This is a genomic window from Myroides sp. WP-1, from assembly GCF_014145635.1.
In the GTDB taxonomy this organism is placed as follows: Bacteria; Bacteroidota; Bacteroidia; order Flavobacteriales; family Flavobacteriaceae; genus Flavobacterium.
This window is the reverse complement of record NZ_JACHTC010000008.1, coordinates 83,924-107,359: the sequence shown is the minus strand read 5'-3', so window position 1 is coordinate 107,359 and position 23,436 is coordinate 83,924. Positions and strand designations below refer to the sequence as shown.

17 protein-coding genes and 1 other RNA gene are annotated in these 23,436 nt (G+C 36.5%); 10 read left to right on the top strand and 8 right to left on the bottom strand.

What is annotated here, in order from left to right; genetic code table 11:
• Positions 1 to 17: 17 nt before the first annotated feature.
• The 4 genes from H4K33_RS09580 to H4K33_RS09565 all read left to right on the top strand — a co-directional run bounded on the left by H4K33_RS09580 (position 18) and on the right by H4K33_RS09565 (position 4,213).
• A complete protein-coding gene (locus H4K33_RS09580; protein WP_182648307.1) occupies positions 18 to 1,322 on the top strand; it encodes a deoxyribodipyrimidine photo-lyase in 1,305 nt (434 codons plus the stop codon).
• A gap of 25 nt (positions 1,323 to 1,347) precedes the next feature.
• The gene (locus H4K33_RS09575; protein ID WP_182648305.1) at positions 1,348 to 2,403 is read left to right on the top strand and encodes a linear amide C-N hydrolase; all 1,056 of its coding nucleotides are present in this window, start codon (positions 1,348 to 1,350) and stop codon (positions 2,401 to 2,403) included.
• A 124-nt stretch (positions 2,404 to 2,527) separates the two neighbouring features.
• Positions 2,528 to 3,508, top strand: coding sequence for a tyrosine-protein phosphatase (locus tag H4K33_RS09570; protein WP_182648304.1), 981 nt, complete (start codon positions 2,528 to 2,530; stop codon positions 3,506 to 3,508).
• Positions 3,509 to 3,538: 30 nt separating this feature from the next.
• The gene (locus H4K33_RS09565) at positions 3,539 to 4,213 is read left to right on the top strand and encodes a DUF2461 domain-containing protein (protein ID WP_182648302.1); all 675 of its coding nucleotides are present in this window, start codon (positions 3,539 to 3,541) and stop codon (positions 4,211 to 4,213) included.
• 558 nt (positions 4,214 to 4,771) lie between these two features.
• On the opposite strand, the gene H4K33_RS09560 is transcribed toward H4K33_RS09565, so the two are convergent.
• Complete coding sequence (locus H4K33_RS09560; protein ID WP_182648300.1) at positions 4,772 to 5,848, bottom strand: glutaminyl-peptide cyclotransferase; 1,077 nt, start codon at positions 5,846 to 5,848, stop codon at positions 4,772 to 4,774.
• Positions 5,849 to 5,936: 88 nt separating this feature from the next.
• Between H4K33_RS09560 and ffs the strand changes: the two genes are divergently transcribed.
• An RNA gene (ffs, locus tag H4K33_RS09555) (signal recognition particle sRNA small type) lies at positions 5,937 to 6,035 on the top strand.
• Positions 6,036 to 6,901: 866 nt separating this feature from the next.
• Here ffs and H4K33_RS09550 read toward each other — a convergent pair.
• Together H4K33_RS09550 and dinB are read right to left on the bottom strand one after the other, a co-directional pair.
• Positions 6,902 to 9,844, bottom strand: a complete 2,943-nt coding sequence (locus tag H4K33_RS09550; RefSeq protein WP_182648297.1) for a DNA polymerase III subunit alpha — start codon at positions 9,842 to 9,844, stop codon at positions 6,902 to 6,904.
• Positions 9,845 to 9,846: 2 nt separating this feature from the next.
• A complete protein-coding gene (dinB, locus tag H4K33_RS09545; RefSeq protein WP_182648295.1) occupies positions 9,847 to 11,004 on the bottom strand; it encodes a DNA polymerase IV in 1,158 nt (385 codons plus the stop codon).
• 84 nt (positions 11,005 to 11,088) lie between these two features.
• Here dinB and H4K33_RS09540 point away from each other — a divergent pair, with 84 nt between their 5' ends.
• On the top strand, positions 11,089 to 11,856 hold the full coding sequence (locus H4K33_RS09540) for a LexA family transcriptional regulator (RefSeq protein ID WP_182648293.1): 768 nt from the start codon (positions 11,089 to 11,091) through the stop codon (positions 11,854 to 11,856).
• Positions 11,857 to 11,955: 99 nt separating this feature from the next.
• On the opposite strand, the gene H4K33_RS09535 is transcribed toward H4K33_RS09540, so the two are convergent.
• Together H4K33_RS09535 and prfB are read right to left on the bottom strand one after the other, a co-directional pair.
• Positions 11,956 to 16,332: a gliding motility-associated C-terminal domain-containing protein gene (locus tag H4K33_RS09535; protein ID WP_182648291.1), complete on the bottom strand. Its 4,377-nt coding sequence runs from the start codon at positions 16,330 to 16,332 to the stop codon at positions 11,956 to 11,958.
• Between the two features lie 229 nt (positions 16,333 to 16,561).
• A protein-coding gene (prfB, locus tag H4K33_RS09530; protein ID WP_182648289.1) for a peptide chain release factor 2 occupies positions 16,562 to 17,660 on the bottom strand; the annotation gives its coding sequence in 2 pieces (ribosomal slippage) (positions 16,562 to 17,596 and positions 17,598 to 17,660; 1,098 coding nt in all).
• 46 nt (positions 17,661 to 17,706) lie between these two features.
• On the opposite strand from prfB, the gene H4K33_RS09525 reads away from it, so the two are divergent.
• From H4K33_RS09525 to H4K33_RS09510, 4 genes are all read left to right on the top strand, one after another.
• Entirely contained in the window at positions 17,707 to 18,732 is a 1,026-nt protein-coding gene (locus H4K33_RS09525) for a low specificity L-threonine aldolase (protein ID WP_182648287.1), read from the top strand.
• Between the two features lie 101 nt (positions 18,733 to 18,833).
• The gene (locus tag H4K33_RS09520) at positions 18,834 to 19,154 is read left to right on the top strand and encodes a DUF6787 family protein (protein WP_182648285.1); all 321 of its coding nucleotides are present in this window, start codon (positions 18,834 to 18,836) and stop codon (positions 19,152 to 19,154) included.
• A gap of 163 nt (positions 19,155 to 19,317) precedes the next feature.
• A complete protein-coding gene (locus tag H4K33_RS09515; RefSeq protein WP_182648283.1) occupies positions 19,318 to 19,815 on the top strand; it encodes a TlpA disulfide reductase family protein in 498 nt (165 codons plus the stop codon).
• A 12-nt stretch (positions 19,816 to 19,827) separates the two neighbouring features.
• On the top strand, positions 19,828 to 20,499 hold the full coding sequence (locus H4K33_RS09510) for a thioredoxin family protein (protein ID WP_182648282.1): 672 nt from the start codon (positions 19,828 to 19,830) through the stop codon (positions 20,497 to 20,499).
• A gap of 133 nt (positions 20,500 to 20,632) precedes the next feature.
• Here H4K33_RS09510 and H4K33_RS09505 read toward each other — a convergent pair whose 3' ends face one another.
• The 3 genes from H4K33_RS09505 to dnaA all read right to left on the bottom strand — a co-directional run bounded on the left by H4K33_RS09505 (position 20,633) and on the right by dnaA (position 23,354).
• Entirely contained in the window at positions 20,633 to 21,355 is a 723-nt protein-coding gene (locus H4K33_RS09505; RefSeq protein WP_182648280.1) for an SAM-dependent methyltransferase, read from the bottom strand.
• 101 nt (positions 21,356 to 21,456) lie between these two features.
• Entirely contained in the window at positions 21,457 to 21,915 is a 459-nt protein-coding gene (locus H4K33_RS09500) for a low molecular weight protein-tyrosine-phosphatase (RefSeq protein ID WP_182648278.1), read from the bottom strand.
• Positions 21,915 to 23,354 (bottom strand): chromosomal replication initiator protein DnaA, encoded by a 1,440-nt coding sequence (dnaA, locus tag H4K33_RS09495; protein ID WP_182648276.1) that lies wholly within the window; start codon positions 23,352 to 23,354, stop codon positions 21,915 to 21,917. Before dnaA ends, H4K33_RS09500 begins: the two co-directional genes overlap by 1 nt.
• Between the last annotated feature and the right edge of the window lie 82 nt (positions 23,355 to 23,436).

Sequence of the window (23,436 nt, the reverse complement as noted above, 5' to 3'; positions counted from 1 at the left end):
TTTTTAGTAGGGCTGCTATGGAAGAAATTGTACTTTTTTGGTTTCGAAGAGACATGCGTTTACACGATAACGTAGGTTTGTATCATGCTATTCAAACAGGGAAGAAAGTTCTGCCTGTATTTATTTTTGATACGGCTATTTTAGACCAATTTCCATCCAAAGATGATCGACGTATACAGTATATTTATCAAGCTTTAACGCAAATGAACGAAGCGTTGTGCCCATTGAATAGTCAAGTGTTTGTCTATCACGGTCAAGTGATCCCAACTTTTGACTATTTACTGCAAAAGTACCCCATCTCAGCTGTTTATACCAATACCGATTATGAACCACAAGCAAGGAAACGAGATAGTGCTGTACAAGCCTTAGTAGCACAAAAGAACATTGCTTTTTATAGCTTTAAAGATCAAGTGATTTTTGAGACGAATGAATTGCTGAAAAGCGATAATACTCCATATAAAGTTTATACACCTTATGCCAAATTATGGAGGAGTAAGTTAACAGAACAACACTTAATCGATTGGACCATTACGCTAAACGAAGGAAATTTTGTGCCTAAAGATAAAGAAGTGGCTCTTCCGAGTTTAATTAAGATGGGATATAACACTCCTACAATAAAGAATGTCAAACCACCCGTATTTGATCGTTCAATTATCCAAAATTATACCGAAAACCGCGACTATCCTGCCTTGGATGCTACTACTCATTTGGGAATGGCCATCCGATTTGGAACTGTGTCAATTCGCACTTGTGTTAAACAAGCGATACGAGATAACGATACGTGGTTGAGTCAACTAATTTGGCGTGAGTTTTTCATGTCTATTTTGTATCATTACCCTTCCTCCGCAAGAGCGTGTTTCAAAAGTGAGTATGAAAATATTAAGTGGAGAAATAACGAAGTAGAGTTTGAGGCCTGGTGTAAAGGAGAAACGGGATATCCTTTTGTCGATGCAGGGATGCGCGAATTGAATCAAACAGGGTATATGCACAATCGCGTACGTATGATTGTTGCCAGTTTTTTGGTTAAACACCTTTTGATTGATTGGCGGTGGGGAGAGGCATATTTTGCACAAAAATTGAATGATTATGATTTAGCTGCGAATGTTGGTAATTGGCAATGGGCAGCAGGATGTGGCTGTGATGCTGCGCCGTATTTTCGTATTTTTAATCCATCCGAACAACAGAAGAAGTTCGATAAAGACGAGCAGTATATCAAACGATGGATACCTGAATATGGAACTGAAGATTATATAGCTCCGTTGGTAGAACACAAATTTGCTAGAGAAAGAGCTTTAACTGCTTTTAAACAGGCATTGAAATAACAAACACATAAATAACTCTATAACTATGAAAAAATGGAAAATTTGGGTAGCTAATTTAGCCTTAGCCGCCTTTTTACTGCCCGTTGTATCAGATGCTTATGCGTGTACCCGTGTGGTATACAAAGGACCTAACCATACAATTATTACAGCGCGTTCAATGGATTGGAAAGATGAAATTGATCCTAATATTTGGGTTTTTCCTAGAGGAATGGAACGCACAGGTGAAGTAGGAAAGGCATCTGCAAAATGGAAGTCAAAATATGGAAGCGTTATTGTATCAGCTTTTGATATCGCTACAACAGACGGAATGAATGAAAAAGGGTTAGTAGCTAATATTTTATGGTTGGTAGAATCTCAATATCCAGAGTATGACCCGAATGGGAAACAAAAGGGAATGAGCTTGGCAATCTGGGCTCAATATGTATTGGATAATTATGCTACCGTAGCAGAAGCTGTAGCTGATCTACAGAAAAATCCGGTTACTGTTGTTACAGCTAATACACCAGGAAGAACTACGCTAGCAACGGTACATTTAACCATGTCTGACGCAAAAGGAGACAACGCTGTGTTAGAATACATTGACGGCAAATTAAAAATCTACCACGATCCATCTTATACGGTGGTGACCAATTCTCCAACGTATGACAAGCAATTGGCAATTAGAGACTATTGGGCTTTTTTACCTGGAAATCAGGTGTTACCTGGAACAGGTAGATCCGAAGATCGTTTCGCTCGTGCATCATACTACGCAACTGCAGTAGATCAAAGTGATGATACAATGGTTGCTGTGGGGTCTGCTTTCAGTGTAATTCGCAATTGCTCTGTTCCATATGGAGTACATATTGAAGGTTACCCTAATTTATCTTCAACGAAATGGAGAGCCGTTTCAGATCAGAAGAATTTGGTGTACTATTACGAAGATCCGTTGACCTTATCGCCGTTGTGGTTGGATTTGAAAACGCTAGATTTTGGTGAAAAAAACAAAGTAAAAAAATTAGATGTTTCTAAGAGACAGCAGTATTTCGGTTTATCGAATGATAAACTTGTTGAAAGTAAACCATTCCAATTTATGGGAGTTTAATGGGGTCTTAACTAATAATATAGAAAGCAATGCTGCAAAGCATTGCTTTTTTTGTAGAAACGAGTTGAAAATAAAAATAGATTAGAATTGCTTAACTTTGAGAAAGGTTAATATAAAGTACGTTATGAAAAAGTATAGATTGCTGTTTGTTGCTGGTGGAATATTATTCTTAGGAAGTTGTTCTTATAAAAGTGCCTATCAACCCATTGTATTTTCAAAGTTAGATACAACTGAAAATTATCAAGCATTAGCCCAACGCTATGCAAGTGGGGAAGATAGTAAGTATACGCCGAAAGAAAAGCAAAGACAAGTATACCAAGAAGCTAATGCTGGTGTAGCGATTAAAAATGTAGCGAATGTGCGTGAATTAGGAGGGATTATTACCCAAGATCAACGTGTGATTAAAACGGGACATTTTTATCGTAGTGGTCATTTAGGCAAACTAAAGAAAAAGGATTTCAAAACCTTAGAAGCGTATGATATCACACAAGTTATTGATTTGAGAACAGATCGAGAAATAAAAAAACACCCAGATCGCTTACCTGCTACTGTTCAGTATTATAATATACAGGCATTTGAAGATTCAGAAGATATGTTTAGTAAAGCAAAAAAGGAAGTGCTAAAAGGTAGAGTAACTGTAGAAGAATCCAATAAAGCAGTGGAAGAATTTTACGGAATTTACGTGTTGGATAATCCAGATAAAATACGCGATATCGTGGTGCGTATGCTAGATTACGATCAAGCAACGCTGTTTCACTGTTCAGCAGGAAAGGATCGCACAGGTATGATTGGCGCTATTATGTTGAGTATTTTGAACGTGGATCGTCAAACGATCATGGAAGAATATTTGCTGTCAAATAATGGAAGGGTAGAGGACGTTTCTAGCAGAATGAAATTAGCTAAGTTTGGCAAGTTTTTGTTTCCGAAAATTGATTATGAAGTAATTGAGAATTTTTCTTGGATTAAGCCTAATTATCTCGATGCGATGTTTGCTGCAATTGAAACTAAGTATGGTTCGATGGATCACTATATCAAAGAAGGATTGAAAATTTCGGATGAACAACGTCAAGCCTATATTGTAAAATATACCGATATTTTAAAGTAAATTTGTCATACAACCGCAGATAGAACACCTATGAATCACTTAAAAAAAGAACACTTAACGCTTTTAGAAACAATAGCCAAGAACAACAATAAACCTTGGTTTACGGAGAATAAACCGCAAATTGATGCTGTTTTTACAGAAGTAAAAGCGTTTTTTAAATCGGTATTTGATCAAATGGCTGTTGTGGATGAGGTAGAACTCTTTCACGTACACCGTTTATACCGTGACGTGCGTTTTTCAAAAGATAAAACCCCTTATAAAACTTATTTTGGCTTGCATATTGGAAGAAAGAAGCCCTTGTTACGCGGAGGTTATTACCTCAATATAGAACCTGGAAAGAGTTTTGTAGGAGGAGGATTTTGGGAGCCTAATAAAGATGATTTATTGCGCATTCGCAAAGAAATTGCCTTGGATGATTCCGAATTGCGCAAAATTATAAGTGATCCTCTATTTGTACAAACCTTTGGAGGATTAATGGGAGAAGAGCTCAAAACAGCTCCTAAGGGATTTGACAAAGAACATCCCGCTATTGATTTATTGCGTAAAAAACAATTCTTAGTGATGCGTTCTTTTACTGATGAAGAAATACTAAAACCAGAATTTATCACACAAGTTCTTCAAACTTTCGAAGCAATGAAACCCTTCTTTGATTATATGTCAGAAGTCCTGACAACAGATGTCAATGGAGTGAGTTTGTATGAGTAATGAGGAAAGAGGAAATCGAAACGCAGTGTAGATTCATCGAACACCAAAACAAATATAAACTAGGTGAGATAAAGAGGAAAGAGGAAAGAGGAAAGAGGAAAGAGGAAAGAGGAAAGAGGAAAGAGGAAAGAGGAAAGAGGAAAGAGGAAATCGAAACGCAGTGAAAATCGAAACGCAGTGTAGATTCATCGAACACCAAAACAAATATAAACTAGGTGAGATAGATGGTGAGGTGGTGTTTGGTGATTGTTGTTTGTTGTTTGGTGAGGTGATGAGGTGATGAGGAAATTCTCTTGTTTGTTTTTAATATTCAAGAGTCTCCCTATATACCTCTATTGAATTAATTTATTTTTCTTGTGTTTTCAAAAAGGTCAGAAATGAACAAAAAAAAACAGCTAGGATAAAGAAGAAGTATTCTTTATCCTAGCTGGAAATATTGTTAGATTAACTAACGTAATTCAAAAATATGTAACAAAGGGAGTATTCTTCGTTGTAAAGAATGAAGTATCTTTATTTGAAGAAAATTTTCCCTTATCTTCTTTCTTTTCTCTTCTTTCCCTATTCAATAATTTTAATTTCAAACATTTTATTCCAGTTTTTTCCTGTAACAAAAAATGTATTGGTTTTTGCGTTATAAGCGATACCATTTAAGACGTCTAAGTCTGGGTGGCGTTCGACTAAATCATACAGTTGAGAAAGATCTATAATCCCCTCTACCGATCCAGTTGTAGGATCGATAATAGCCACCCCACTTTTACCGTAGAAATTAGCATATATCTTGCCATTAACCCATTCTAATTCATTGATATTTACCAAGATTTCACGTTGTGCAGCAACAGTAATTTCATCTACTTTCTCAAAAGTATCGGGATTGAGTTTGTATATTTTCTCAGAGCCATCCGTCATATACAAGTATTGACCATCGTTACATAAGCCCCAACCTTCCGTTTTTTTGAAGTAGGGAATAGTAGCGATTTTTTCAAACGTTTCAGGATTGTATACATAAGCCTCGTTGTTTTTGTAAGTCAATTGATATAGCTTGTTGTTTAAAATAGTACAACCTTCACCAAAAATTTCCATAGGAAGCTCTTTGATTTTGATAACTTCACCCGTTTTTGGATTGATTTGACGAACGCTTGATACTCCTTTAGTACCTGTTCCTATGCCTTCTCCATTTCCTGTACTTTCGAAGAGAATTCCATTGTGAAATTCCAATCCTTGTGTATACGCTTTGATGTCATGAGGGATGGTATTGACGATAGAGTAGTTGATCAGTTGAGGAGCAACAGAAGACAGAATAACAATACGAGAAGAAACGTCCATGCTTTCTTTGTTTGCATAGGCGGTTCCTGTGAGGGTATATTGTCCAAATTTTTGTCCTTTCAATGGAGCATTGAGTGTTTCATTTCCTTTTACAGCTCCTAAGCGAATATCATTTAAGTGGTAAACAACAGAGTCTAATTCGGCGTTTTCAGCCAAGTTTAAGCTTAATTTTATAGCCTCTTTATCGTTGTAAACCTGCTTTAATTCGGATGTATTTAAAGAAATTACATTTTTTTCTAAATTATTTTTCTCAGAACAGCTAAAAAATGCAAGTGATAAGGCTAAGGGTATAAGCATGTTATGTCTTTTCATCGGTAAGTTTAATTTTATTACAATATACAAAAGTTATTATAATAGTTGTAAACACTTGGAAAAATATAAAATGGTTGTATATTTGCAACGGCAAGTCCTACACGACCAGCTCCTGCAGAATCCTCCAGGGTGGGAACGCAGCAAAGGTATGTGGTTGTAGCGGTGCGATGTAGGTAGCTTGCCATTTTTTTCTTATGTGATCTCCTTTATAGGGGATTTTTTTTTTGCTTTTTTTGTAGCCTCTTTCTAATAAAGCAAGTACATCCTTGGTGTAGAAAGAACGAATCACTGAACATGGGTCACTTTTTTTGAGGTGTTGAAATCGGAACGAAGTGTAGATTCATCGAACACCAAAACAAATATAAACTAGGTGAGATAGATGTTGAGGTGGTGAGGTGTTGAGGTGTTGAAATCGGAACGCAGTGTAGATTCATCGAACACTAAAACCAATATAAACTAGGTGAGATAGATGGTGAGGTGATGAAATCGGAACGCAGTGAAAATCGAAACGAAGTGAAAATCGGAACGCAGTGTAGATTCATCGAACACCAAAACAAATATAAACTAGGTGAGATATATTCATCGAACACCAAAACCAATATAAACTAGGTGAGATATATTCATCGAACACAAAAACCAATATAAAATAGGTGAGATAGATGTTGAGATGTTGAGATGTTGAGGTGTTGAAATCGAAACGCAGTGTAGATTCATCGAACACTAAAACCAATATAAACTAGGTGAGATAGATGTTGAGGTGTTGAAATCGGAACGAAGTGAAAATCGAAACGAAGTGAAAATCGAAACGAAGTGAAAATCGGAACGCAGTGTAGATTCATCGAACACCAAAACAAATATAAACTAGGTGAGATATATTCATCGAACACCAAAACAAATATAAACTAGGTGAGATATATTCATCGAACACTAAAACCAATATAAAATAGGTGAGGTGTTGAGATGGTGAGGTGTTGAGATGGTGAGGTGTTGAGGTTTTTCTGATTAAATAAAATCAACCAACACCAAACAACCAACACCAAACAATGAACAACATCACACATTCGCGTACCTCGGATCTTGTATAAACGGCAGTTTAGCCATTTTTAGAATATGAAGTGTCGGTACCTCATAATCGATTTGGATTGTTCCTAACAGTAGGTAACAACCACTACCTTGAAATGGGTATTGTTGTAAGCTATGGGGAAAATGTACACTGTCGAAGTAATCCCCATTAGAGTCGATCCATGTCCCGAAGTACATGAGGCCACTTTTGATTTGAATCGGTTTTAAAGCCACTAAATAGCCTACTAAACGCGTATTTTGATCTTTGTGGAAGAGGAAGTCTTTGGTTGTGATTTCTCCTCTAAATTTCGTCTGTAAGAGGTTAAAGGGGGTTGTGGATACTGGAAAACCCAAGTATTCCAATTCATCAAAGGCATCTTCTTCCATTGTTCGTTTTAATGTTGGAAAATTAAATGCTTTAATAGGTTCTTGTATTAATTGCCAAGTCGATTTAGATTTGTTTTTGTTATACAGTAATTTAGCTTGAATGAGCAATTCATTCTTTTGTAGCCCTGTAAATTGAAAAGCCCCAATAAAAATTAGCGTTTCTAGCGCTTCGAGATTAATATTTACCCGTTGAATAAAGTTTTCAAGTGAGGTGAAATTACCGTTTTTTTGACGTTCTTTCAAGAACGCATCAATCAAGGCCGTATTTAGATTTTTAACCAGTTGAAAACCCAAGAAAATATCTCGCTTTCTCAGAGTAGCTCCTTGCATACTTCGGTTGATACACGGCGGAAATACACGAGCTCCCGACATTTTTGCTTCGTGTACATAAACTTCTGTACGGTAAAACCCTCCTTGATTATTGATCACAGCAACAATAAATTCCAAGGGATAATGGGCTTTGAGGTATAAACTTTGGTAACTCTCAATTGCATAAGATGCAGAATGTGCCTTGCAGAAGGAATAACCTGCAAATGATTCAATTTGACGGTAAATTTCTTCACTGAGTGCTTGAGGATGTCCTTTTTCCTCGCATAGCGAAAGAAAACGTTGACGAACCGCTTGTAAACCTTCCTTCGAACGACTTTTACCGCTCATCGCACGACGGAGGATGTCACCGTCTTCTGCAGGTAATCCCCCATAGTGAAGCGCAATTTTAATCACGTCTTCTTGATAAACCATAATACCATAAGTTTCCCCTAATTGATCTTTAAATACATCGTGAAAATAGTCGAATTGATTGGGGTTGTTGTGTCTAAAAATATATTCTTGCATCATACCACTTTGTGCAACTCCAGGTCTAATAATAGAAGAGGCAGCTACTAATGTTTTGTAATTATTACACTTTAATTTTCTCAATAAACCTCGCATGGCGGGACTTTCAATATAGAAGCAACCAATGGTGTTTCCCGATTGTAAATACACATTGGATTTTATTTCGTTTTTCGACAGAGAGACATCTCGAATATCGATATCTACCTGTTGATTCTCTCGAATTAATTCGACTGTTTCATTGATATGGCCAATCCCACGTTGACTGAGTATGTCAAATTTTTCAAACCCCATGTCTTCAGCAATGTGCATATCAAATTGCGCTACAGCATAACCTTTAGGCGGGTAGTCTAAGGCAGTACAATGTGATAAAGGCTCTTCTGAAATAATAATCCCACAGGCGTGCATCGTTCGTTGATTGGGAAAACCTTCTAGCATTTGACCGTAGTGATGAATGAGTTGTACAATTGAATTACCATCGTTTTGTTCAGGTGAATAACGGCGATTGAGTTGGTCAAGTTCTTCTTTAGGTAATCCATATACTTTACCTATTTCTCTTACAATAGAGCGAGATTTGAAAGTCGACATAGCTCCGCAAAAGGCAACGTATTCTTCCCCATAGGTTTCGAAAATATAATCGATAATGGCATCGCGATCTGTCCAAGACCAATCGATATCAAAGTCAGGAGGAGATTTGCGATTGACATTGAGAAAACGTTCAAAGTATAAGTCGAGTTCTAAAGGGCAAACATTGGTAATACCAATACAATAGCCAATCAAACTGTTTGCTCCACTTCCTCGACCGATGTGCATAAATCCCTGTCGAGTACTATAGGTAATAATATCCCAAATGATGAGAAAATAGCTAGCAAAAGACAGCCTTTCAATCACATCGAGTTCTTTTTGTAGTCGTTTGGTTGCTTGTTGGTGATTAACTCCATAGAGACGTTCTACACCTTCTTTAGCAAGAGCAGTGAGTAATTGCATGTCATTAGCCTTTGTGTCTGTATAACACAGTTTATTTCGACTTTTTTTTGTAGCAAAGGAAAAGTTAGCTTCCTCTACAATCTTTTGTGTATTGGCCAACAAAAGAGGAAAGGATTCGAAATGCTGATAAAGATCTTCTTCACTCATGAGGATTTCATCAGGCGATGCACAAGTTTTCGGGTCTAATTTACTCAATAGTGTATTTTGATCAATGGCTTGTAGAATGCGGTGTAATTCATATTCTTCCGCACATTGAATTGTTACAGGATGTAAAATAACCATTTTGGGTAGTTGTTTTTTCCATTGATCTTGATACAACAAGTTGCGTTGGTTTAGTTTAACACCAATATATTCGTGCTCTGCAAGGGTAGAAGGACAATTTTCTAACGGATATATAACAAATGTATCCGCAAAAGCAGGTGCTTTTTGAGGAAATGGTTGTTTGGTTTTGTTGTGTAAGGTGATATACTGATTCATCTCTTGAAACCCTTGGTTGTTTTTAGCAAGGCCGATGTATTGCAGCTGGTGATTGAAGCGAAATTCAGCACCAATGAGTGGTTTGATATTGGCTTTTTGACAAAGTTGAATAAAGTCGTACATACCATAAAATGTATGGACGTCCGTTAGGGCTAAGGTTTTTATTTGCAACTGTTGAGCTGCAGTGACCAATTGCGCTAGTGGAATCGTGCCAAAGCGCAGACTATAGTAAGAATGACAATTTAACAACATCTTTATTTCTTTTTAGATTTGAGTATGGCACTAGAACAACGGTGAACCGCATGTATGCCATATTGTTTTTTAATTTGATCCATTGCTTCATACAACGCCATGATTTCTTGAGAATCTTCAAATAAATTAATTTGGTAGTTTCCCCTGACTAAACCGCTTAAATTGATGCCGATTAAGCGCAGTCTCATGCGTCTTTGATAGTGTTTTTCAAACAAGTCTAATACATAAGCATTGAGTACGTGATCGGCTGAGGTATAGGCAATTTTGCATTGCTTGGTTTCTGTATCGAAATTGGTATAACGAATCTTAACAGATACAATGGAAGTAAGCCAACCTTCGGATCTTAATTGAAAGGCCAACCGTTCAACCATTCCTAACAATGTTGTTTTTAATAATGTTAAATCGATGGTATCCTGAGCAAAGGTGTGTTCTACCGAAATTGACTTGCGTTCGCGATAGGGTTCAACAGGAGAAAAGTCTATTCCATTGGCTTTTCTCCAAAGATCTAAACCGTTTTTACCCAATAGTTGAAACAGAATTTCTGAAGGCATCGTGGCTAGTGTTTCGATGGTTCGTATTCCCAATCGAGCAAGTGAATCATACGTTGCTTGTCCAAGCATGGGAATTTTGCGAATAGACAACGGATTGAGAAAGGGTTGTACCTCTTTTTCGGAAATAACCAAAGCGCCAGCTGGTTTAGCTTCGTTTGTTCCCATTTTAGAAACAGTTTTATTAATTGACAGGGCATAACTCAAGGGGAGGTGTGTTTCTTTTTGAATTGTTGCTGCCAATTCTGAAGTCCATTGATTAGCGCTAAAAAAACGATCCATTCCCGTTAAATCGAGGTAGAACTCATCAATGCTGGCCTTTTCCATTACGGGTGCTTTTTCGGCGATAATTTCCGTTACTTCTGCCGACATTTTACTGTAAAGCTCCATATCGCCTTTGATAACTTTAGCTTGCGGACACAAACGCATCGCCATGCGAATCGGCATCGCTGATCGAACGCCAAAGGCACGTGCTTCATAGGAACAGCTTGAAACTACACCGCGATCACCTCCCCCTATAATAAGAGGAATACCAGTGAGTTGACGATTAGTTAATCGCTCACAAGAGACAAAAAAACTGTCCAAATCTAAATGTACAATTGCGCGTTCCATCAATCTAACTATCAAATTATTTTAAACAAACTTACTACGTATGTTAGCAATTATTGTTATATTTGATGCTATAAATAATAGCAAATGTCATACTTATCCGATAACATCAGGTATTTGCGAGCACAGAAAGAATTGTCGCAGCAAAAAGTAGCCGATTCGCTACTCATTACACGTGCCCGTTATTCAAAATATGAAGAAGGGGCTTCGGAACCTCCTTTGGAAGTTTTGTTGAAAATCTCACGTTATTTTCACGTGAGTGTGGATTTACTGATCTCTGTTGATTTGAGAAAGGTGCCTATGCAAGATTTATTAAAATTGGAAGATAACCGTATTTTATTGCCCATTATGGTTGATCCTAATGGCAATAATTTTATTGAAATAATTCCGCATAAAGCAAGAGCAGGGTACTTATCGGGATATGCAGATCCCGAATTTATTCAAAATCTAGATCAAATTTCCCTACCTTTCTTGAGAGAAGGAAAGTATAGAGCTTTTCCCATTGAAGGAGATTCTATGCCTCCACACCAAGAAGGATCGTTTATTATTGGTAGTTATATTGAGCAGCTCGATTACATCCGCAATGGACGTACTTATATTATTATGACAGCCAATGAAGGTGTAGTATATAAGAGAGTATATCGCATTGATAAAGAAACGTATGAGTTGCATTCTGATAATACGTTTTATGAGCCTTATCGCATTAAAGCATACGATATCCTAGAAATTTGGGAATATGCTTGTAGTATTGCCACAGAAGAATTTAAACCAGAAGATCTGGGGGAAGCAGATACCAAAGCGATGTTTCAGGAAATTCGCCACATGCTGAAAGATGTGATGAAGAAGGTGAATTAAATATTTTTTAATGACAGAATAGCGGTATAAAGAAAAGGTTCGAAAGCTTAACATGCTCTCGAACCTTTTTTATTATTTAGAAAAGATGAATAGTATCACTTAGTAATTTACGTGTACCCAACCTGTTTTATGTTTTCCGTTGGCTATTACGGTATAAAAATAAGTTCCAGGAGGAAGTTTTTTTCCATTCTTATCTTTTCCTGTCCATTGGTTAGTATATCCTTTGCCATGAGAATATACTTCTGTACCATTGCGATTGAATATTTTGATACTCGATATTCCGTAATTGCTCAAGTCAAAGGAATCATTTTGTCCATCGTCATTTGGAGAGAAACCTTTAGGTAGTGTGCAATCTAAAAAGTCAACGTGGAAGCTACTTTCTTCTGTACAATTAATAGCGTCTGATCCTATTTTTGTATAGATGTAGATAGTTGTTGGTTCAATAATAGGTGTACCCGGCATCAGCTCTTCACCTGTAGCGCCAGGTTCGGTGTAATATCGATTGCCCAATGGTAATTCAGGAAGTATAAAAATTTCACATTCTAAGCGTTGATCTGGTATATGTGCAACTTTTATTTTTTCTTGTATGAGCAAGTCAAAACTCGTTTCTGTAATGCAGTCATTCTCTCGTTCTACTAAGTAAATATACAGTGTTGATCGACCAAGTTGATCGTAGGTGTCTCCACCATTGTATTGTTTACCTTTTCCTTTCGATTGGGTGAAATAGGCTTCATTTTCTTTTAATTCAGGCAAAATATACACAGAACATGCTTCCACATTATCAAGTTGAGTCATTTGTATAGGCAATAGTCTAATTGCTTGAAATTGAGCTGTTTTTGTACAGCTTGTATGTGTATTGATTATTTTGACATAAATGGTTTGTGTGTCTTTTACGTGTATTGTATCTTCTACTAGCTGAGTTAATGCTTCATCATAGTAGAATTCAATTTCAAAATTAGCACCTTCTTCAGCGTTGAGTAGTTCAAGAATTGTTGTCTTATGTTGTGCTATAGGCATAGCATCTGTTTTTTCTGGATCTATAGATTCGCTACAAAAGGAATAGTTAGGCAATACAGGTATTTGGAAATCATCTCGAATAAAATCATAAACGCGTTCAATGATTCTCTCTTCTGTAGTACAAGAAGTATAGCTAGCACGTGCGGTATAGGTGTCTTCTTGATCAATGGTGATCGTTATTTCCTTTTCCTCCGAAAATACTTCTTCGTTTTTGTACCATTTGAAGTCAACAGTAGAGGTTCCATTTGGTACAAATCGCCAAGCTTCTTCATAAGCAGACCAAGCTCCTGTATTTCGCTGATAAGGAGAACGCGCTTGCGTACCCGTTGCATTTTGAATTCCCAAGACTCCATTCGCATTGTTGTGCGGATTATTTGATTGAATAACGGGTCTGTCATTTACATATACTTCAATGACATTTGTTCCTTCATACAATACAATTTGAGTTGTTTGCAAGTGGGTGTTATTTGTTCCTATTAAGGCTAATTTATAGACATTGAAAACAAAAGCACGACAAGGAAACGCTCCATATACTTTGTAGTTGACGGAGTGATCTTCAGGTGATGAATTTGGATCTAAGGCTTGCATAGCTCCTAAAATGGCATTAACAAAAGGAGCTTCGGTTCCCGTGCTCTCATTGGGAATTGTTTGATCAAATATAAGATCTAGGTTACTATTAGGAGTATACCTTCCTTGTTCTGTTATGCCAGCAATGCTAAAAGTGATGGCGCTATTTGGAGAAACCAATACTTTATTGTAGGTGTTGTCATAGAAACAGAAATCAAATCCTAAGTCAATAACAGAAGACCAAGTATTGTTTGTTGTTATAGTGGTAACATCATCGCCGAAGAAAGGAAAAGGAGGTTCGTATACAATTTCTTCAATGGTGTAATCATCTGTTTTGTGGTCTATAAAATAATCCGCCTTCAAAGTTTGAGTATGCGGTTGATCTCCACAAATAATGTATTGTCTTTTTTCGTTTTGAGGTAAATTGATTTCTTGTTCTTCGATTTCCATACAAATAGATGGCTTGATGTATCCGTACTTTTTGGGACCTTTCCAAAATCCTTGGTGGTTTGGTGTAAGGTTATCACAAATAGCACGCACGTAGTACAGGTAATATGTTCCTTCATTAATGTTTTCAACGAGTAAAGAGGGCTCTTCTACAATAATGCCTTGATCATCTTGCGTTGGAGCATTTTCTCCTTGTTCTATAATAAAAACTTCCCATTTGGTTGTATCTCCCTGCGGGGTCCACGAAAGTTGAACGCTGTTTCCTTCGTCAATGAAGTCTGCTTGCAGATCGGTAGGACTTACACAAGAGGAGGTCTCGATTCTAAAGTTATCAATAGCAGCAGGAGGTTGAACACCGTTGATTGTATTGAGAACACGCCAAAGAAAACCAAAACGAATAATCTCTCCTTGGTATGCTCGTACATCAAACGTGACCGTTTCTGTTTTCCACCCTGAAGAATGTACATAATAAGGCTCTCCTAGAGTTATTATATTTAGGCTTTCCAACCAATTATAGTCAGGAACGGGATTAATAAGAAAAGGGGGTAGTTCTATATGACTTAGTGGAGATGCAATAAGTGTAAAGTAATCTGAGGGGGCACGCCCATCTATTTCACCCCCTACTTGATAATCATAAGATATCTTTATTTCCGAAACATCAGTTGGAATAGAAATATCGCGATAGGTAGTACCGAAATTAGCTAATACTCTTTGTGCTGTGGAATAGGTGTAGGTTTCTCCTTGGTCTTGAGAAATGTAAAGCGAATGAGTGCCTGTGCTACTTGTTGCAGATCCGTGATACCAACTTTTATAACCATTTTCAGTAGTCCTATAGTAAGAGCTGTAATCCCAGTTAAACTCTTCTTCGAAATCATCAAAGAAAGGAAGTGATGCGGGGATTTGCGTAGTTCTAAATTCATCCCTTTCTGATTCATAATACGAGTTGTTTTTTTTCCAGCGGCCTTTATTGTTTTCACCACAAGAGCGTCGAAAATAGACGTAATAAGACGTTAGGGGGGCTAAGCCTGTTAGGTGAAAAGGTAGTGTTACATTGGCATGGGTAGGAACTGTAGCATCATTGAGCGTATCAAGATTGAGTGGAGTAGGTGATACAATAAAATCATATTGACCAAATATTCCATTATCATTCACCATGTCTAGTATAGCTGAATCAGAAGTAATATTAGTTACACTTAAATTAAGTGTAAGAGGGCGAACCACATCATGAGGACCGATAAAATGAGTACTACAATTTCTATATGAAATAGAGAGGTTATCTATGGCAATTGGAAGAGTGTTTACATCATTCTTAAATGATTGAAACACTAACCGAACCGGATTACCCATTGAGGTAGATGTGCCAATTAGATTGACGTAGGTTTTGAAGTGTTGAAATTCAGTATTAGAGGGAACTGCAGCTCCTATCCCTTGGATATGTGCTACAAGCCTCCTGTACATAGGAAGCCGAAGGAGGAGTGGTTCATTTATAGAGGTTAAAAAAATAGAAACACTCTTAGAATCACCGAGTAAATAATCAAATTCAATGATTAACTCTGTATTTTCTGGAGAAAGATTAATATCAATATAAGCAGAAGATGCTTGTGGAATAGCTGATCCAGCATGTGTATCACCACCGTCATTAGAGATATAAAGAGCATTAGAACCACCGTGGTTGACAGCAGATCCTATGTGCCACATATTGGTGTCGTCATTTACATATTCAAAGGGAGGACTGTCTTCAAAATCAGTAAAATAGGGTAAGTCAACAGGAGCAGGGGTGATAGGAGTATTAATATCCTCAACTATGATATTGTATAAATTAAAAGCTGCTCCTTCGATGAGATACAAAGTGTACGTGAGATGAAATCCTATATTCACCTCTCCGACAAAGGGATTTCCTTGTGCATCTTTTAAATCAATGACAATTTCGCGATATGCAAATCTATAGTTGTATCGCGTATTTTGGACTAGGGTATGCGTAAAATTTTCAGGATTTGTTCCTTCTGTAGATAGATAGACTCCCAAATTAGCAGATAAAGGAGGATCTGGAAAAATAATATCAGGTCCCTTTAGTGTATAAACGAATCGCAAACGTTGGTTGCCTGTTAAGGTTATTTTTGGAGAGATAAGCCAATCGTTAAAGACTTGGTTACTAGTTCCTTCTAATCCCATTTTAGCACTTCCTTCCCAAGGATTAATTTCCCAAGTAATATCATCTTGATTTTCATCATAAACCGCCCAGCAGTCTTTTGTTGAAGAATTAGTATCAAATAATTCAATAAAAGGCAAATCAGTGATAGGTTCCTCACAAGCTATTGGAGGAGGAGTTTGAAAATAGGACAAATAACCTGTATCTCGATTGATAGCTAAGGCTAAAAGAGGCAGCGAACAAAAGAATAATAAAAATCTAAAAATATTTTTATTGTATAGTTTTGGTTTAGGCATTTTTATTTTTTATCTAAATATAAACATAATATTGGCTTTTTGAAATAAAAATATTAATTTAAAAATTTTAGTTTAAGATAATATTAATATAATATATGTTAAATAAAAAAATATTGCTACAACTAGTAGAAGTAAAAATGAAATGAGCCCAGTAGAATACTGAGCTCATTGTTTAAAAAACGCATAACGTTGTCCAATTCTTTTTGGGATAGTCACCTTCCGTTTTTATCTATTCATCTTCTTGTTGTCCCATCATCATCAAATAAGCTTTTAAGAAAGCGTCTATTTCGCCATCCATAACGGAATCAACATCTGTTGTTTCATGACTGGTTCTGACGTCTTTGACTAATTTATACGGGTGCATCACATAATTTCGGATTTGTGATCCCCATTCAATTTTTTTCTTATTCGCTTCAATTTCATCGCGCATGGCTTGTTTTTTCTTCAACTCAATTTCGTAAAGTTGGGATTTCAAGAGCTGCATGGCTTTGATTTTATTATCTAATTGAGAACGTGTTTCGGAGTTTTCAATGATAATACCTGTAGGGTGGTGTCGTAAACGAACTGCCGTTTCTACTTTGTTTACGTTTTGACCACCTGCACCACTGGAACGCATGGTTTCCCAAGAAATATCCGATGGGCTGATTTCTATTTCGATGGTATCATCTGCTAAAGGATACACATAAACAGAGGCAAAAGACGTATGGCGTTTGGCGTTGCTGTCAAAAGGAGAGATACGAACTAAACGATGTACGCCATTTTCTCCTTTTAAATAACCAAAAGCAAATTCACCTTCAATTTCTAAGGTAACAGTTTTTACACCTGCAACCTCTCCTGCTTGATAGTTCAGTTCTTTTACTTTATACCCGCTGTTTTCAGACCACATGATGTACATACGCATCAACATAGAGGCCCAATCACAACTTTCTGTACCTCCAGCACCAGCGGTAATCTGCAATACAGCACTCATATTATCACCCTCGTCGGATAACATATTTTTGAACTCCAAATTTTCAATGAGTTCAAGCGTGGTTTTGTACTGCTCAACAACTTCGTCTTCTGTTGCTTCTTTGGCATTGTAAAACTCAATCAATACCTGAAGTTCTTCCAAATGATTCTTCGCTTGTTCATAATCTTCAATCCATTTCTTCTTGGATTTTAGATTCTTAACAATAATTTCCGCTTCTTTGGAGTTATTCCAAAAGTCGGGGGCAAACGTTTTTTCTTCTTCGTTTGCGATTTCAATTAACTTCTTATCGACGTCAAAGATACCTCCTTAACGCACCAAGGCGATCAATAATGTCCTTCTGTTGTTCTGTGGTTACCATAATTTTTAATACTTTTACAAGCAAAAATACTTATTCCTGTGGATTTATGGAAATTAATTTAATTAGCGATACAATTACGAAGCCTACTCCAGAAATGTTGAATTATATGCTAAAAGCTAGGGTAGGAGATGATGTTTATAAACAGGATGGAAGCACAAACGAACTAGAGGCAGCTGTTGCAGAGTTGTTTGGGATGGAGGCAGCCCTGTTTTTTCCCTCAGGAACTATGGCTAATCAAGTTGCTATTAAACTACATACACAGCCAGGTGATCAATTAATTTGCGATAGAAGTTCTCATATTTATCAATTCGAAGGAGGAGGTGCTGCGGTAAATCACGGCGTGAGTTGTGCCTTAGTAGATGGTGACCGCGGGCGAATTACGGCAGAAGATGTCGCATATCATTATACCGATCCTACCAATATTCATTTGCCACTAACCAAATTAGTGTGTTTAGAAAATACAACAAATATGGGGGGTGGTGCTTGTTATGAGTTAAATGAAATCGAACGCATCAAAGAAGTATGTGATGCTTACGGAATAAAAATGCACTTAGATGGTGCTCGTTTATGGAATGCTTTAGTAGCAAAGTCTCAACATCCAACGCAGTTTGGTGCTTTGTTTGACACTATATCTGTATGCTTTTCTAAAAGTTTAGGTGCTCCTGTGGGATCTGTATTGTTGGGATCAAAAGAATTGATTCAACGTGCTGTTCGCTTGAGAAAAGTAATGGGTGGAGGTATGAGACAAACGGGATATCTAACCGCTGCTGCTTTGTATGCCCTGAAAAATAACGTTAGCCGCTTGCAACGCGATCACTACAGAGCCAAGCAAATTGAAATGCTGTTGAACAAGAAAACTTGGGTGAAAGAAATCCTTCCTGTACAAACGAATATCTTGGTTTTTCGCTTAGAAGACAATGCGAATATCAAACCGTTTTTGGATAAACTGAAACAAAAAAATATTCTCATTAGCGAAATTGGAAAAGGTTGGTTGCGTCTGGTTACACACCTAGATTATCGAGAGGTAATGCATGAATATGTGTTAGAAACGCTGAATCAAATCGAATTATAAAATATAAAAGCCATTCAACAGAATGGCTTTTATATTTAAGTAAAAATTAGTTTTTTACTACTCAAAAAAGCACTACTTTTGTTTAGATTTAAAATAAATAAATGGAAAAGTTAAAGCAACGTTGGGGACTTACTTCTAATTTTCAAGTTGTAATAATATTAGTTGTATTTGCAATTACTGGTTCAACAGCCGCGTTTATTTCGAAACCTATTTTGACGTATCTAGGTATAGAAAGAGGGTTGACTCATCCTTTACTGTATTGGGTGCTCTATGTTTTAATTATTTTTCCCATGTATAAAGTAATTCTGATCTGTATCGGAACTTTATTTGGTCAACGTGAGTTCTTTTGGAACTTCGTAAAAAAAATGTTGACTCGAATGGGATTAGGATTTATTTATCCCAAAGAAAAAACAAAAGAATAGCTTGGTTAGCAGGTAACTGTTAACAGAAGATCATCAAGAATAGAAAAACCATTCCTATGTAGGAGTGGTTTTTTTTTGATCGTTGTTTGTTGGTGGTGAGGTGGTGAATTCCAATACTCAATTAACAAAAAAAAAATTATATTTGTTTAAACAAGTGTATCGTATGCGTAAATATCTAGTAACAGTTCTACTTCTTGTATTAACAGTGAGTTGTAAAAACGGAGAGTCAAAAGAACCCTTTACCTTAGAAGGTGTAGTAGAAGATTATCACCTACTCATAGAAGCGGTAAATCAACAAGATAATAAAGTATATGTAGTTAATTTTTGGGCAACGTGGTGTGTGCCTTGTGTAAAAGAACTGCCTGATTTTGTACGTGTGTACAAGGAGAATAAAGGGCGATCTGATTTCGAAATGGTTTTGGTTAGTTTAGATCGATCTAGTGACTATGAAACGAAAGTAAAACCTTTTATCGAAGAACATCAATTAACGCCACCAGTGGTTTTGTTAGCTGATGTAAAACGCATGAACGAGTGGATTCCCTCTATTCATAAATCTTGGAGTGGTGCGATTCCCGCTACTGCTATCTATAAGAACGGCAAACAAATTTATTTTCACGAGGGAGTACTATCTTATGAAGAACTAAAAACATTAATCCAATAAAAACTAAAAATTATGTTTAAAAAATTAGCTTTGGCTGTACTGTGTGGTATGGCTCTTATGAGTTGCAAGAAAGATGCAAAAAAAATAGAAGCTATTGATCCTGTAGAGGAAGTGATAGAGCCTGTAAATGACTTTAAAGAAGTATTGGGGTATAAGATTGGAGATGTTGCCATCGATTTTAGTCTGATAGGTACGGATAATCAAAAACACAGCTTATCTAATTTTCCTGATGCAAAAGGATTTATTGTGATTTTTACTTGTAATCACTGCCCTTATGCGCAAGCTTATGAAGAACGCATTGTTGAATTGGATAAAAAATACAAAGCTTTAGGATATCCTGTTGTAGCGATTAATCCTAATGATCCTGTTGTTCAGCCAGAAGATGGATTGGAAATAATGAAAATAAGAGCGACGGAAAAAGGATTTACATTTCCTTATTTATTAGATGAAGGCCAAAAGATATATCCTCAGTATGGTGCAACAAAAACACCGCATGTATTTATCTTGCAAAAAGAAGGAGATAAAAATATAGTGAAATACATCGGAGCTATTGACGATAACTATGAAGATGCTAGTCAAGTTTCTGAAAAATATGTTGAAAAAGCAGTCGATGCTTTACTAGCAGGAAAAGCAATCGAACAAACTACCACTGTAGCTATTGGCTGTACAATTAAAGTTAAATAGAAAGTGGAGAGAGGAAATCAGAGCATAGCGTAGATTCATCGAATATCAAATAAAATACAAACCTAATGAGATAAAGAGGAGAGACGTTCAGAGCGTTTTTTCTCTTTCTTTTCTCCTCTTTCTTCTTTTCCAATTAATTTTTATGCAAAATAAAAATACAAGGTCTTTTGTGTAAATCGATTGTAGCTCTCTTCCAAGCTGATATTGGCTTTGTTTGAATGAATTCACTTTCTAATGTAATATCACAAGCGATACACACTAGCGTATTGGGATGTAAGGTTTGAATTAAATCTTGTAGCAGTTGGTTGTTTCGATACGGTGTTTCAATAAAAATTTGCGATTGACTCTTTTCAAAAGACAAGCGTTCAAAAGTTTTTAGTGCCGCTTTTTTTTCATTCTTATCGATAGGTAAATAACCATTAAAAGCAAAGCTCTGTCCGTTCATTCCTGAAGCCATTAAAGCCAGTAGAATAGAAGAAGGACCAACTAAAGGTAATACGCGAAGATTTTGTTTGTGTGCTAGTTCTACAATGGCAGCCCCTGGATCTGCAATACCCGGACAACCTGCCTCACTAATTACTCCTATATCTTTTCCTTCTAATAACGGTTGAATATACTGCTTATGTGTAGCAGGATCAGTGTGTTTATTTAAAGGAAATAAAATTAATTCTGACTGTTTCTTATCTGGAGCAATTCGCTTGATAAATTTGCGAACCGTTTTTTCGTTTTCAACAATAAAGATGTTTAATCGATCAATGGTGTCTTTTACGGCTTGTGGAAGGACTTGCATGGGTTCGTTATCCCCTAATGTAGTAGGGATCATATACAAGGTTCCGTGTTGAGTTGCTTTATCCATAATTTGATAAACTGTGTTTTACTTGCAAAGGTAAGTAAAGCGGTTTAGAAAAAACAAAAGGAAGAAATGCAATTTCTTCCTTGTTTGTATATTATAAGTTACTAAGATTTTAAATCGCTAGCGATAAGAGTACACGCTTGGTCAATTAATTGATATACGTGTTCAAAACCATCAGGACCTCCGTAGTATGGATCTGGAACTTCTGCTTTTTTTGTTGCGTCAAGTACTTCTAAAAGTAAGCGTACTTTCGCCTTGTCTTCTGCTGTTTCGGCCAATTGAATAACGTTGTTATAATTGGATTGGTCCATGACAAAAATATGATCAAAAGTACTGAAATCACTCTTTTTAAATTGTCTTGCTCGTTGCGTAGTCAAATCAATACCGTATTTTTTTGCCACTTCAATTGAACGTGAATCGGGTTGTTCACCAACATGCCAATTCCCTGTTCCTGCAGAATCAACTAAAAAGTTTTCTTGAGGGAGTTTAGCTTGTAAAATGCCTTCTGCTAAAGGAGATCTACAAATATTACCTAAACAAACCATCAGTACTTTTACTTTCATTACATCGAAAACTTTTGGTTAATATCGTCGTGAAACTTCTTAAATTCTTTATCCGTTTCCAGTAAGTTATCCACCGTTTTACAGGCGTGTAATACTGTTGCGTGATCGCGTTTTCCAATTTGAGAACCAATATTAGCTAAAGAAGCTTTGGTGTATTTTTTTGCAAAGAACATGGCTAATTGTCTAGCCTGAACGATGTTGCGTTTACGCGTTTTTGACTTTAACGTTTCAATATCCATATCAAAATAGTCAGAAACTACCTTTTGGATATAGTCAATAGAAATTTCTTTTTGCGTGTGCTTGATGAATTTTTCAATGACTTGACGGGCTAAATCAATCGTTACTTCTTGTTTGTTGAATGATGATTGAGCAATTAAAGAGATAATAGCACCTTCTAATTCACGAACGTTTGTTGAAACATTTTTAGCCATATACTCGATGATGTTTTCAGGCATCGTAACCCCATCACGGTATAAAATATGTTTTACAATCTTAACTCTAGTTTCAAAATCAGGTGTTTGAATTTCAGCAGATAAACCCCATTTGAAACGAGATAACAAGCGTTGCTCGATATCTTGCATGTCAACAGGTGCTTTATCTGAAGTTAAGATTACTTGTTTTCCATTTTGGTGTAAGTGGTTGAAAATGTGGAAAAATACATCTTGTGTACCAGACTTACCAGATAAGAATTGAATATCATCGACAATTAATACATCAATTAATTGATAAAAATAGATGAAGTCATTTCTTGTTTGCTTGCGAACAGAATCCACATATTGTTGTGTAAACACCTCAGCCGAGATGTACAATACAGTTTTATCGGGAAAATATTCTTTAATTTCTACACCAATAGCGTGAGCTAAGTGTGTTTTTCCTAATCCTACACCACCAAAAATCAATAAAGGGTTGAATGAAGTACCCCCCGGTTTTTTAGAAACAGCCATACCTGCAGAACGCGCTAAACGGTTTGCATCGCCTTCTAAGAAATTGTCAAATGAATAATTAGCGTTTAATTGTGACTCAATTTTTACATTTCGAATTCCCGGTATGATAAAAGGATTTTTAAGTTCAGGATTTTTATTCTGAACAGGAACATCCAACTCTTGTGGTTTTACAGGACCGCGCTGTGAACTAGGTAACTGCTCTGTAAATGGCTGCTTGTTGCCAGATACATTTTCCATCTGTATTTTATATAGTAACTTTGCATTGCCACCTAACACTTTTGTCAACGCAACTTTCAATATACTTACGTAGTGCTCTTCTAGCCATTCATAGAAGAATTTGCTAGGCACTTGTATATATAACTTGTCTTCAGTTAATTCAATGGCTTTAATAGGCATGAACCAAGTCTTAAACGCTTGTTCCCCTATGTTGTCCTTTATGAATTCAAGACAAGCATTCCAAGCAGATTGCGCTGTCATGTCTTTGTATTCGTGCATTTTTGGTTAGATTTTTAAAAAAACAGTTACTATTTTTGAATGTTTTTTGGATTGATGTCGGTGTCGAATCAGATGGCAAATA

Excerpts from the sequence above, each read along its gene's own strand:
- H4K33_RS09580 (WP_182648307.1), top strand. The coding sequence starts at position 18 with ATGGAAGAAATTGTACTTTTTTGGTTTCGAAGAGACATGCGTTTACAC.
- H4K33_RS09575 (WP_182648305.1), top strand. The coding sequence starts at position 1,348 with ATGAAAAAATGGAAAATTTGGGTAGCTAATTTAGCCTTAGCCGCCTTT.
- H4K33_RS09570 (WP_182648304.1), top strand. The coding sequence starts at position 2,528 with ATGAAAAAGTATAGATTGCTGTTTGTTGCTGGTGGAATATTATTCTTA.
- H4K33_RS09565 (WP_182648302.1), top strand. The coding sequence starts at position 3,539 with ATGAATCACTTAAAAAAAGAACACTTAACGCTTTTAGAAACAATAGCC.
- H4K33_RS09560 (WP_182648300.1), bottom strand. The coding sequence starts at position 5,848 with ATGAAAAGACATAACATGCTTATACCCTTAGCCTTATCACTTGCATTT.
- H4K33_RS09550 (WP_182648297.1), bottom strand. The coding sequence starts at position 9,844 with ATGTTGTTAAATTGTCATTCTTACTATAGTCTGCGCTTTGGCACGATT.
- dinB (WP_182648295.1), bottom strand. The coding sequence starts at position 11,004 with ATGGAACGCGCAATTGTACATTTAGATTTGGACAGTTTTTTTGTCTCT.
- H4K33_RS09540 (WP_182648293.1), top strand. The coding sequence starts at position 11,089 with ATGTCATACTTATCCGATAACATCAGGTATTTGCGAGCACAGAAAGAA.
- H4K33_RS09535 (WP_182648291.1), bottom strand. The coding sequence starts at position 16,332 with ATGCCTAAACCAAAACTATACAATAAAAATATTTTTAGATTTTTATTA.
- H4K33_RS09525 (WP_182648287.1), top strand. The coding sequence starts at position 17,707 with ATGGAAATTAATTTAATTAGCGATACAATTACGAAGCCTACTCCAGAA.
- H4K33_RS09520 (WP_182648285.1), top strand. The coding sequence starts at position 18,834 with ATGGAAAAGTTAAAGCAACGTTGGGGACTTACTTCTAATTTTCAAGTT.
- H4K33_RS09515 (WP_182648283.1), top strand. The coding sequence starts at position 19,318 with ATGCGTAAATATCTAGTAACAGTTCTACTTCTTGTATTAACAGTGAGT.
- H4K33_RS09510 (WP_182648282.1), top strand. The coding sequence starts at position 19,828 with ATGTTTAAAAAATTAGCTTTGGCTGTACTGTGTGGTATGGCTCTTATG.
- H4K33_RS09505 (WP_182648280.1), bottom strand. The coding sequence starts at position 21,355 with ATGGATAAAGCAACTCAACACGGAACCTTGTATATGATCCCTACTACA.
- H4K33_RS09500 (WP_182648278.1), bottom strand. The coding sequence starts at position 21,915 with ATGAAAGTAAAAGTACTGATGGTTTGTTTAGGTAATATTTGTAGATCT.
- dnaA (WP_182648276.1), bottom strand. The coding sequence starts at position 23,354 with ATGCACGAATACAAAGACATGACAGCGCAATCTGCTTGGAATGCTTGT.